Below are 10,218 nucleotides of genomic sequence, written 5' to 3'. Positions count from 1 at the left end.
GAGGCGCTCGGTTTCGGCCATAGACACTCTGAAGTCGAGCGCCTCATCCTCTAACTTAACGCGACGGGCCGGCGCGGAGATCAACTTTTGTACCGTCGCGTGGACGGGTGTGGCATGAAGGTGCTCTGCGGGATCGGCGGCAGCGACGACTCGTTCCGCGCGCTCGACCGGACGGTGGAGCGCGCGGCGGTCGCGAACGACGACGTGACGATCGCCGTGGTGGACAACGAGGACTCCTCGGTGTCGCCGGCGGCGGTCGTCGAGCGCGCCGAGGACGCGGCCGCGGAGGCTGGGATCGACGCCGAGGTGCGACGGGTCGAGGGCGACCCCGGCAGCCGGCTGATCGAGATCGCGGAGACCGAGGACTTCGAGGAGATCGTCCTCGGCGGCGGTCACACGAGCCCGATGGGGAAGATCACCATCGGGCCGATCGCGGAGTTCGTCCTGTTGAACGCCAAGACCTCGGTCACGCTGGTCAGATGAACGACCGAAGGTACCCGGACGTGGTGGCCGACGAGTTCCCGCCGCCGCCGACCGCGTTCACCGACCGCGAGGACCGCGAGATCGAGATCCGACCGTACGAGGGGTCCGAGGAGGCTCACGAGGCGCTCGTCGGGATGTACGACGACTTCGATCCGGCCGACCGCGCACAGGGTATCCCGCCCGGCGGCGAAGACCGGATCCGGGAGTGGCTGGACGCGATCCTCGAAGCCGACTGCTACAACGTGGTCGCGTGGTGCGGCGAGGAGGCGGCCGGCCACGCGACGCTCGTCCCCGACGGCGACGCCTACGAGCTAGCGATCTTCGTCCATCAGACGTACCAGCGCGCCGGGATCGGCACGCGCCTCATCCGCGGCCTGCTCGGACACGGGCAGGCGAACGGCGTCGCGAAGGTGTGGCTCACGGTCGAGCGCTGGAACCGCGCGGCCGTCTCGCTGTACAAGAAGATCGGCTTCGAGACCTCCGACGCCGAGAGCTTCGAACTGGAGATGGGCCTGCGGCTCCGCTCCGACGACGAGGCGGCGGGCGACGACGACGGCGAATAGTTCGCGAACGCCGCCGCCGACGGACCGGCTGCGGACGGCGAGTAGCGCTCGCCGGAATCTTCAAGACTTTACGCGCGGCGGGCGACCGCTCCGGTATGAGTCATCGAATTCTACTCCTCGGGGCGCCCGGCGCCGGCAAGGGCACACAGAGCAAGAAACTCGCCGCCGAGTACGGGATCGAACACGTCACGACCGGCGACGCGCTCCGCGCCAACAAGGAGATGGAGACGGAGTACGGGACGCCCAAGTCGTTCATGGACGCGGGCGAACTCGTGCCCGACCCGGTCGTCAACGAGATCGTCGAGGCCGCGCTGGCCGACGCCGACGGATTCGTCCTCGACGGCTATCCGCGCAACATCGAGCAGGCCGAGTACCTCTCGGAGATCACGGACCTCGACGCCGTGATCCTCCTCGACGTCGACGAGGAGGTCCTCGTCGACCGACTCACCGGCCGCCGCGTCTGTGACGACTGCGGCGCGAACTTCCACGTCGACTTCCAGCCGCCCGAAGAAGAGGGCGTCTGCGACGAGTGCGGCGGCGAACTGGTCCAGCGCGAGGACGACACCGAGGAGACCGCCCGCGAGCGCCTCGAAGTGTTCTACGACAACACCGAACCCGTCATCGACCACTTCCGCGACGAGGGCGTGCTCGTCGAGGTCGACGGCGAGGCGACCCCCGACGCGGTGTTCGACCGCATCGGCGACGTCGTCGAGAACTGAGGCGGAAACGCGGCGCCGCCGAACCGAGCGGTCCGCCGAACCGAGCGGTCGCCCCCCGACCGCACCCGGCCGGCGATCCTACAAGGTTCTTAACCGTCGACCGCCAATCGACCGCTAATGAGCAAAGTCGAACGGCGAGTCCGCTCGCTCGTCCGCGAGGACGGCGAGATGCGGGACGCCATCGAAGTCGTTCTCGATAACGCCAGCGACGGCGAGGTGCGCTGGGTCGACGTTCGCGACGAGATCACGAGCGGCCAGTGGGGCCGCCTCATCGAGAAGGAGATCCTCGTCGACGGCGAGGAGGGCTTCGCGCTGGCCGATCGAGACGAGATAGAGGCCGGTCTCGAAGACGACTCCGACGGGAGCGACGTCGAGACGCCCGAGACGACCAGCTGGTCGAAGTGGGACAAACTCGCCGGCGTGGCGACGCTCGGCGCCTTCGTCGGCTACGCGGTCACCCCGGTCCGGAACGCGATCGCCGGTGGCATCGACGTGGTCCTCGGACCGCTCCTGAACGTGGTGCCCTTCTACGTGGTGATCATGGTCATCGCGCTCGGAACGGGCCTGTACTCGACGCTGCTGCGCGCCGGGCTCATGGACATGGAGAAGATGAGCATGTACCAAGACCGGATGAAAGACATTCAGGAGCGCCGCAAGGAGGCCGAGAAGAACGACGACGACGAGGCGCTCGACGAGATCCAAGAAGAGCAGATGGAGGCGATGGGCGATCAGCTCGGCATGTTCAAAGAGCAGTTCCGCCCGATGGTCTGGATCATGTTCCTCACCATCCCGGCGTTCCTCTGGATGTTCTGGGTGATCGGCTACCGCGGGTCCGACGCGGCGTACCCCGCCGTCGCCGCCCAGGAACTCGTCGTGCCGCTCGCCGGCAGCGTCACGTGGGACACGGGGATCGTGGGCCCGATCCAGATGTGGATCCTCTGGTACTTCCTGTGCTCGATGGCGTTCACGCAGCTGGTCCAGAAGAGCCTCAACATCGAGATGTCGCCGTCGAGTTCGTAGACGCCGACGCGCCTTTTCTCGCCGTCAGTCCCGCTGTACGCTGACCGTACCGGGCCGACCGTCGTAGAGACGCCGCCAGCGCCCGGGCCAGTCGGACGGAGAAACCGCTCGGGCCGGTCGGACGGAGAGAACCGCTCTGAAACGCCTTACGCGGCCGGGTCGTCGCCGTCGTCCGCGGCGTCGACCTCCGCGGCGACCGCCTCGAACGCCGCGAGGATGACGCGTTTACACGCCTCTCCCTCGGTGCTCCAGTGGTGGGCGTAATCGAGCATGTCGTCGTAGATGTCGGGCTTACAGCCCGCCGCCTGGGGGTGGCCGCCGCCGTTCACCTTCCCGGCGACCTCGTGGGCGTGCCGGAAGTCGTCGGACCCGCGGATCGACGCGGAGCCGGCGGGCTTGACGATCACGGCGGCGTCGGCGCCCGCCTCGCGGAGCCCCTCCGCGACCTCGTTCTGCGAGCAGCGGCCGTAGGTGACCGCGACGCGCCAGTCGCCGACCTCGTGGGTCACCGCGCGGTCGATCGCCAGGTCGATGCGCGCCTCCTTCTCGACGCGGCGCTCGTCGACGAATGACCGCACCGCTTCCGGGAGGTCGACGCCGTACGCGCCGATCACGGCCGCGTACTCCTCTGCGCCGGCCCAGTAGGAGTAGTCCGCGAGGTCCTCAGAGCGCGGGTCCTCCTTGATCCAGAGGTCGTGGTCGCGCGTGACCGCGGCCAGTTCGGTCCAGCGGTCGTCGAAGTCGTGGTCGAGCGAGCGGAGCGTCACGTCGGCGGTACACTCCTCGTCGGAGTCGCCCACGACGAGGTCCACGCCCGCGTCGCGGACCGCGGCGGCGGTCTCGTCGTCCCACTGGTGGTGGTCGAACCACCGGATCGCCGCCGTCGACTCCGCGAGCGCCTCCAGCGGCTCCGCGATCCACTCGTAGTCGTCGGGACAGAGGTCACAGACGAAGAGATCGATCCCGTCGTCGGCGTAGGCGGCGACGCGTTCGAGCGCGGTGTCGATGGAGTACGGGCCCGCGGAGAGCAGTCCGACCGGCGACTCCGCGTGGGCGTCGGCGGTCGGGTCAGCGCCGTCATCGTCGTCGCCCTCCTCGTTCCCCTCGGCCGCGTCGTCCCCGTCCGCGGCGAGCCGCGCCGCGATGGCGTCCTCGAAGGGCTCGACGTCGAGCGCGGCGTCGTACGCCTCGCGGATCATCGCCGCGCAGGCGAGCCCGTCCGCGTCGCCGTCGGCGATCACGACCGCCTCGCTGCCCTCGACCGTCTCCTCGGCCCGGCGCTCCGCGCGCTCGTCGTCTAACGAGTCGGGGTAGAAGAAGCCCTTCCCCGGCAGTTTCGTGTACCGCGATCGGGGGGCGTCCCCCGCGTCGATGAGGTCGTCGTCCATACCGTCGACCCGTCCGGCAGCCGGAAAACTCCGCCGTTCCCGCGCGGTGTCGGCGAGCGGCGTGCGGGTGCCGGGTCGCTCGCGCCGGCGTCGACCGCACCCCTCAGACCGTCGTCCGCCGCGGGTCCTCGTCGGTCAGCTGTCGCACGGTCAACACCGGGACCGGGCAGGTCCGGACGACGCGCTCGGCGACCGAGCCGATGAGGAAGCGGTTCTCGCCGTGGCGGCCGCGGGTGCCCATGGCGACCAAGTCGGCGTCGACCGACCGGGCGTAGGCGTCTATCTCCGAGGCCGGCCGCCCCTCGCGGACCTCGACGGTGACGTCGAGGGCCGCGTCGCGCTCGCGTGCCGCGTCGCTCACGCGGTCGAGCGCGTCCTGCCCCTCGTCGTCCAAGGCGTCGCGGAGGTCGTCGCGGACCGTGTCCGGCGACGACTCGACCTCGCCGGCGTCGACGACGTACACCGCGTGGACCTCGGCCTCGAACCGCGCCGCGACGTCGACCGCGGCCGAGACGGCCCGCTGAACGCTGTCGGAGCCGTCGGTCGCGACCACGATGGTGTCGAACATGGCCACCCGTTCGCCGCAACGACACCTAAAACCCGGCGGTCGGGAGGAGACCGCGGGGCGGCGCCCCGACCTACGCCAGGAACACGTGTCGCGGCCGGTCGGCGAGCACGTCGCGGCCCCACTGGACGGTCTCGGAGAACTCGTCGGACCGGAAGAAGCCCATCGCGTCCTCCTTGGCGTTCCACTGGCTCGCGATGAACATGTCGTTCTCGTCTTCGGTGTTCACCATCAGGTCCGTCTCGACGTGGCCGTCCATCTCAGCGAGCAGGTCGCCGACATCGTCGAACGTGTCGACGAACTCGGTCTGGTAGTCCGGCTTGACGGTATAGAACATCCCCATCGTGCCGAACCCGGACTCCTCGCCGGCGCGCGCGACGATGTCCGGCAGCTCAGAGAGGAAGCCCCCGGCCGTCTCGGCCGCCGAGGCGGTGTCCCAGATGGAGACGACGGCGGCGCGGTCGGTGTGGCGCCCCTCGTACACCGCGGTCTTGACGTGAGTGCCGTAGTGGTCGAAGTTCGCGCGGAGCCCCTGCACCTCGTCGAATAGCTCGTCGACGTCGGCCTCGCTGTACAGCACCGTGGCGTACACGTCCTCGCCGTGGGGCTTCCCGGCGTAGATGTCGAGGTCGGCCAGCTCGCCGCGGATGTCCTCGTCGCGGCCGCCCGCGTCGTCGCCGTCGTCCTCGCCGTGGGGGTGGTCGCCCTCGCCGCCGGCCTCTTCGCCGTGGGGGTGGTCGCCGTGTGCGGGGCCGCCGCCCGCGCCCGCGTGTCCCTCGCCCTCGCCGTGGCCGTGTCCGTCGTCGCCGTGATGGCCGCCCTCGCCGTGGTGGCCGCCCTCGCCGCGGGGGTGACCGGCGCTGTCGGTCTCGGGGACGCGGCCGGTCGGGACCGTCTCGCCGCCGAGGAACGCGTCGAGGTCGCTCGGGGGGAACCGGCGCCCGACGTAGAAGTCGCCGAACTCGCCGTACCGGGAGGAGGCGGGATCGAACCGCATCTCGTAGACGATGTCCTTGATGTCGGTCGGGTCCGCGCCGAACAGCGTGACCCCCCACTCGTGGTCGTCGAAGCCGACGGAGGAGGCGATCACCTGCTTGATCTTCCCGGCGTACTCCTTGCCGACCTCGCCGTGGCCCGCCATCAGGTCGGCGCGCTCCTCGAAGTCGAGGTCGTACCAGTTGTGTTCCTCGCCGCGGCGCTTGCTCATCGGGTAGAAGCTGACGTACTCGTCGTCGGGAATCTCGGGTTTCAGCTTCCCCTCGATGTACCGACGCAGCCCCTCGTCGACGGCGTCCGCGCCCTCCTCGAAGTAGTCGTCCGAGACGTATCCCGACACCTCGGTGACGGAGACGTAGGAGGTCTCGCGTTCGGTGAACTTCGCGAGCGCGGTGTCCTCGAAGCGGCGCTCGATGCCGGAGAGGTCGTCGAGCGACGGCCGGAAGTGCAAAAAGAGGAGGTCGGCCTTGTGACCGAGCACCGAGAACAGCGCGGACTCGCCCGCGTCGGCGTCGGCGACCAGTTCGCGGTGTTTCAGGAAGGCCTCGCCCTCCTCGATCGCTCGCCGTCGCTCGCGTTCCGGCGCCTCGCGCCACGCGTCCCAGTCTATCGAGCGGAAGTCGTGTAGCGAGAACCACCCTTCGGCGGTCTGTGGAGCCTCGACCATACGCCGAGTTGGGGCCCCGCGACTTAGGGGCTTGCGGGTCGTCCCGACGAGCGGAAACCCGCCGCGTCCGGTCCCTGCGCGCCGGGCGTGCGGTCCGGACGTTCCGCTCGCACAGAGTTTTGTACGGGCCTCCCGTCACGGGCGGTATGCCCGCCGAAGGCCCTCCCAACCGCGACACCTCGGCGCCGGCCGACGACGCGACCGGACCGACGGACGACCGACCGGTTGCGGTTCGGACGACCGGACTGACGAAACGCTACGGCGACGACGTGCTCGCGGTCGACGACCTCGATCTGACCGTGTACGCCGGCGAGATATTCGGCTTCCTCGGTCCGAACGGCGCCGGGAAGTCCACGACGATCGACGTGATCATGGACTACGTCCGCCCGTCCGCCGGGAGCGCGAGCGTCCTCGGCCGCGACGCGCAGGAGGAGACGCGCGCGGTCCACGAGCGGGTCGGCATCCTCCCGGACGGGTACGGGCTCTACGAGCGGCTCACCGGGCGCAAGAACCTGGAGTACGCGATCGCGTTGAAGGGCGCGGACGACGACGTCGACGACCTGCTCGACCGCGTCGGCCTCGAGGTCGCGGCCGCCGACCGCCCCGTCGACGGCTACTCCAAGGGGATGACCCAGCGGCTGGCGCTCGCGATCGCCCTCGTCGGCGACCCCGACGTGCTGATCCTCGACGAGCCGTCGTCTGGACTCGACCCGAACGGCGTCCGCCTCGTTCGGGAGATCGCTCGCGGTCACGCCGACCGGGGGAAGACGGTGTTCTTCTCCAGTCACATCCTCAGTCAGGTCGAGGCCGTCTGCGACCGCGTGGCGATCCTCGACCGCGGCCGGCTCGTCGCCGTCGACACCATCGCGGGGCTCCGCGAGGCGCTCGACACCGGATCGACGGTGACGCTCACGGTCGACGCCGTCCCCGACCGGCTGACGCTCGGCGAGCTCGCCGGCGTCGAGGACGTCGCGGTCGACGGCCGAACGGTCCGGGTCCGGGTCGGCGACGCCGCGGCGAAGGTCGACGTCATCGACCGTGTCCGGGACGACGGGGCCGCGGTCCTCGACGTGGCGATCGAGGAGTCCTCGTTGGAGGACCTGTTCAGCGCCTATACCGGGGGATCGTCGACGGGTCGGAACGCGCGGAGCGCCGAGAGCTCCGGCGCTGGCGCGTCGCGTGCCGACGAAGCGGACGCCGAAGAAGCGGACGCCGAGGCCGCGGAGGAGCAGCGATGACGCCGAGCGGGATCCGGCTGACGATCGCGCGCAAGGAGTTCGGCGACGCGCTCCGGTCGCGGGTGGTCTGGGGGATCGTCGCGGTCATCGCCGTGATGACGTCGCTGTCGGCGGCGCTCCCGCTGCTCGTCCCAGCGGCGGGCGTGAGCGGGGGGCCGGAGGCGGCCATCGGCGGCGCGTCGCAGTTCGCCGGGCTCCTCGTGCCGATCATGGCGCTGATCGCGGCGTACCTCTCGATCGCCGGCGAGCGGGAGTCCGGCAGCCTGAAAGTGCTGCTCGGGCTCCCGCCGTCGCGGGGCGAGGTGCTCGTCGGGAAGTTCCTCGGGCGGGGCGCCGCGGTCGCCGCCGGGATCGCGTCCGGGTTCGCGATCTCGGGAGCGATCACGGCGGTTCTCTACGGCCGACTCCCGCTCGTCGCGTTCCTCGTGACGACGGCGCTGACGGTGCTGCTCGCGGTCTCGTTCCTCGGCATCGCGGTCGGGATCTCGGCCCTCTCGGAGACCCGCGCCCGGGCGATGACGCTCGCGATCACGGCGTATCTCGGCCTGACGCTCCTCTGGGACCTGGCTCCGAACGGCGTCCACCTGCTGGTCACCGGTCGGCTCCCCGATGCCGGCGTCCCCGCTTGGTTCCTGCTCGTGCGGGGTCTCAGCCCCACCGGAGCCTACAACGCGCTCGTCCAGCGGGCGCTGCTGGGCGACGGCGGCGCGGGGACGGCGGTCGGCGGCCCGTCGCCGGCGTACCTCTCTCCGGTCACGTTCCTCGCCGTCATGGTCGCGTGGGCAGCGGTGCCGCTCCTCGTGGGGTACCTCGGATTCCGACGCGCGGACCTGAGCTGACCGGCTGCGACCGCCGGCGACCGCACCGCCCGGTCGCCGTGACCGAAACGCTTTCACTGCGACCCCGAAAGGTGGAGACGATGCGGAAAAGCGGCCCGCCGAAAGGACTGATCTCGTACCTCGTGTTGGAGCTGCTGGACGAGCGCCCCCGGTACGGGTACGAGCTGCTCGGCGAGATAACCGAGATAAGCGGCGGGCACTGGGAGCCATCCTACGGCTCCGTCTACCCGATCCTCTACAAGTTCGAGGAAGAGGGCGTCGCCGAGCGCGTCGAGCGCGCCGAGGAGCCCGACCGGAAGTACTTCGCGCTCACCGACGCGGGCCGCGAGGAACTGGCCGAGAAGCGCGCCGAGATCGGCGGCGAGGCGCGGGACTTCGGCGACGTCGTCCTCGGCTTCTATCACCTGTACGCCGCGATCGCCACCGACGACCGGTTCGAGGTCGTCGACGCCGACGCCGACTGGGCGTACTCGGAGCGGTACAGCGCGTGGGTGGTCGAACAGATCATCCGCCACCACGAGCGCGACTTCGGCGAGTTCGAGCGGATCGACGCCTCGCCCGAGGAGTTCCACGCGGCGGACGGGACCGACCCCGACCCGCCCGAGACGGAGGTCGCGGACGACGCCGAGGAGTCCGAGGAGCCGTCCTCCGGCGCGGCGGACGACTGACCACGGACGCGGAGCCCTCAGGCCGAGCCCCCGCGACGAGCGGTCGCGAGGCCGGCCCCGTTTCTCACCGATGGAGCAGCCGCCACAGGAGTCCGCCGGGGAGTCCGGCGCGGACGAGCCGGTCGTACAGTCGGTCCGGGAGCAGCCGCGCGAGCCGCGGCAGCCACCGCGCCCGGCGGCTCACCCGGTAGCGCGTTCGCGGCCGCTCCGCGGTCGTCGCCGTCACCACCCGCTCGACGACCGTCTCTAGGTCGGTGGCCGCCGGCGAGTAGCCCTCGAACGCGCGGTATGCGTCCGCGTAGGGGCCGTCCGACTCGTCCGGGCGGGCGGCCGCGGCGGCCCGCTCGTTGAAGCCGGTCTGGACGGGGCCGGGCTCGATCAGCGCCACGTCGACTCCGCGGGGGCCGACCTCCCTGCGGAGCGCGTCGACGTACCCGTCCAGTCCGGCCTTCGCCGCGCTGTACGCGCCGTGGTACGGCAGCGCCACCGACCCGACCATCGAGCCGACGACGACCACCCGGCCGCCGCGCTCGCGCAGCGTCGGGAGCGCCGCGGCGACCGTCACGTGGACCGCGGTCAGGTTCGTCTCCAGCTGCCGCCGGAACGCGTCGGCCGAGGTGTCCTCGACCGCCGCGATCTCGTAGCCGCCGACGCAGGAGACGACCGCGTCGAGGGGCCGGTCGGCCAGCAGCGCTCGGACGGCGGCCTCGTCACGGAGGTCGATCGCGGCGGTCTCGACCGCTTCCGGTAGGGCGGCGAGCCCGTCCGCGTCCCGGTCGACGCCGAGAACGTCGTGGCCGGCGGCCGCGAGCGAGCGCGCGACGCCCCCGCCGATCCCGCCCGCCGCCCCCGTCACGAGAACGCGCATACCGGAGATTCCCCGCGAAGCTAGTAGACGGTGGCGGTTCGGGGCGTCGCCGGACGGTGGCGGTTCGGGGCGCCCACGAACGATGGGGCCGCGCTCCCGACCGAACGCGTTCGGTCGTCACGGCGCGCCCGCATCGAAGGTCGCGTTAAGTTTGGCGTGAATTGTGGTAGACGGCGAAGGCTTCGAGCCAGTTTTGAGCTGTCT

11 protein-coding genes are annotated in these 10,218 nt (G+C 70.8%); 7 read left to right on the top strand and 4 right to left on the bottom strand.

Features of this window, described 5'->3' with window-relative positions; translation table 11 throughout:
• The first annotated feature begins 114 nt into the window (after window positions 1–114).
• The 4 genes from ABDZ89_RS10310 (at window position 115) to ABDZ89_RS10295 (ending at window position 2,785) form a co-directional block, all read left to right on the top strand.
• On the top strand, window positions 115–483 hold the full coding sequence (locus tag ABDZ89_RS10310) for a universal stress protein (RefSeq protein ID WP_343778820.1): 369 nt from the start codon (window positions 115–117) through the stop codon (window positions 481–483).
• Complete coding sequence (locus ABDZ89_RS10305) at window positions 480–1,046, top strand: GNAT family N-acetyltransferase (protein WP_343778819.1); 567 nt, start codon at window positions 480–482, stop codon at window positions 1,044–1,046. Before ABDZ89_RS10310 ends, ABDZ89_RS10305 begins: the two co-directional genes overlap by 4 nt.
• A 95-nt stretch (window positions 1,047–1,141) precedes the next feature.
• Window positions 1,142–1,765, top strand: coding sequence for an adenylate kinase (locus ABDZ89_RS10300; RefSeq protein ID WP_343778818.1), 624 nt, complete (start codon window positions 1,142–1,144; stop codon window positions 1,763–1,765).
• A gap of 117 nt (window positions 1,766–1,882) precedes the next feature.
• The gene (locus ABDZ89_RS10295; RefSeq protein ID WP_343778817.1) at window positions 1,883–2,785 is read left to right on the top strand and encodes a DUF106 domain-containing protein; all 903 of its coding nucleotides are present in this window, start codon (window positions 1,883–1,885) and stop codon (window positions 2,783–2,785) included.
• A 146-nt stretch (window positions 2,786–2,931) separates the two neighbouring features.
• Here ABDZ89_RS10295 and ABDZ89_RS10290 read toward each other — a convergent pair whose 3' ends face one another.
• From ABDZ89_RS10290 to ABDZ89_RS10280, 3 genes are all read right to left on the bottom strand, one after another.
• The gene (locus tag ABDZ89_RS10290; RefSeq protein WP_343778816.1) at window positions 2,932–4,173 is read right to left on the bottom strand and encodes a DHH family phosphoesterase; all 1,242 of its coding nucleotides are present in this window, start codon (window positions 4,171–4,173) and stop codon (window positions 2,932–2,934) included.
• A 103-nt stretch (window positions 4,174–4,276) separates the two neighbouring features.
• A complete protein-coding gene (locus ABDZ89_RS10285) occupies window positions 4,277–4,741 on the bottom strand; it encodes a universal stress protein (protein WP_343778815.1) in 465 nt (154 codons plus the stop codon).
• A gap of 70 nt (window positions 4,742–4,811) precedes the next feature.
• Complete coding sequence (locus tag ABDZ89_RS10280) at window positions 4,812–6,401, bottom strand: heme-binding protein (RefSeq protein ID WP_343778814.1); 1,590 nt, start codon at window positions 6,399–6,401, stop codon at window positions 4,812–4,814.
• A gap of 146 nt (window positions 6,402–6,547) precedes the next feature.
• Here ABDZ89_RS10280 and ABDZ89_RS10275 point away from each other — a divergent pair, with 146 nt between their 5' ends.
• The 3 genes from ABDZ89_RS10275 to ABDZ89_RS10265 all read left to right on the top strand — a co-directional run bounded on the left by ABDZ89_RS10275 (window position 6,548) and on the right by ABDZ89_RS10265 (window position 9,146).
• Complete coding sequence (locus ABDZ89_RS10275; RefSeq protein WP_343778813.1) at window positions 6,548–7,639, top strand: ABC transporter ATP-binding protein; 1,092 nt, start codon at window positions 6,548–6,550, stop codon at window positions 7,637–7,639.
• Entirely contained in the window at window positions 7,636–8,478 is an 843-nt protein-coding gene (locus ABDZ89_RS10270) for an ABC transporter permease (RefSeq protein ID WP_343778811.1), read from the top strand. Before ABDZ89_RS10275 ends, ABDZ89_RS10270 begins: the two co-directional genes overlap by 4 nt.
• Window positions 8,479–8,558: 80 nt before the next feature.
• Window positions 8,559–9,146 carry a PadR family transcriptional regulator gene (locus ABDZ89_RS10265; protein WP_343778810.1) on the top strand — a complete coding sequence of 196 codons (588 nt, stop codon included), beginning with the start codon at window positions 8,559–8,561 and terminating at the stop codon, window positions 9,144–9,146.
• Window positions 9,147–9,210: 64 nt separating this feature from the next.
• Here the strand turns inward: ABDZ89_RS10265 and ABDZ89_RS10260 are convergent, their stop codons facing one another.
• On the bottom strand, window positions 9,211–10,014 hold the full coding sequence (locus tag ABDZ89_RS10260) for an SDR family NAD(P)-dependent oxidoreductase (RefSeq protein WP_343778808.1): 804 nt from the start codon (window positions 10,012–10,014) through the stop codon (window positions 9,211–9,213).
• Window positions 10,015–10,218 lie beyond the last annotated feature (204 nt).

It is taken from the genome of Halorubrum ejinorense (assembly GCF_039522565.1).
GTDB classification, from domain to species: Archaea; Halobacteriota; Halobacteria; order Halobacteriales; family Haloferacaceae; genus Halorubrum; species Halorubrum ejinorense.
Note: the sequence above shows the minus strand (reverse complement) of the source record. Positions and strands in the feature narration are given on the sequence as shown.

Coding starts and splice junctions, on each gene's coding strand:
- ABDZ89_RS10290 (WP_343778816.1), bottom strand. CDS start 4,173: ATGGACGACGACCTCATCGACGCGGGGGACGCCCCCCGATCGCGGTAC.
- ABDZ89_RS10310 (WP_343778820.1), top strand. CDS start 115: ATGAAGGTGCTCTGCGGGATCGGCGGCAGCGACGACTCGTTCCGCGCG.
- ABDZ89_RS10260 (WP_343778808.1), bottom strand. CDS start 10,014: ATGCGCGTTCTCGTGACGGGGGCGGCGGGCGGGATCGGCGGGGGCGTC.
- ABDZ89_RS10295 (WP_343778817.1), top strand. CDS start 1,883: ATGAGCAAAGTCGAACGGCGAGTCCGCTCGCTCGTCCGCGAGGACGGC.
- ABDZ89_RS10280 (WP_343778814.1), bottom strand. CDS start 6,401: ATGGTCGAGGCTCCACAGACCGCCGAAGGGTGGTTCTCGCTACACGAC.
- ABDZ89_RS10305 (WP_343778819.1), top strand. CDS start 480: ATGAACGACCGAAGGTACCCGGACGTGGTGGCCGACGAGTTCCCGCCG.
- ABDZ89_RS10270 (WP_343778811.1), top strand. CDS start 7,636: ATGACGCCGAGCGGGATCCGGCTGACGATCGCGCGCAAGGAGTTCGGC.
- ABDZ89_RS10300 (WP_343778818.1), top strand. CDS start 1,142: ATGAGTCATCGAATTCTACTCCTCGGGGCGCCCGGCGCCGGCAAGGGC.
- ABDZ89_RS10265 (WP_343778810.1), top strand. CDS start 8,559: ATGCGGAAAAGCGGCCCGCCGAAAGGACTGATCTCGTACCTCGTGTTG.
- ABDZ89_RS10285 (WP_343778815.1), bottom strand. CDS start 4,741: ATGTTCGACACCATCGTGGTCGCGACCGACGGCTCCGACAGCGTTCAG.
- ABDZ89_RS10275 (WP_343778813.1), top strand. CDS start 6,548: ATGCCCGCCGAAGGCCCTCCCAACCGCGACACCTCGGCGCCGGCCGAC.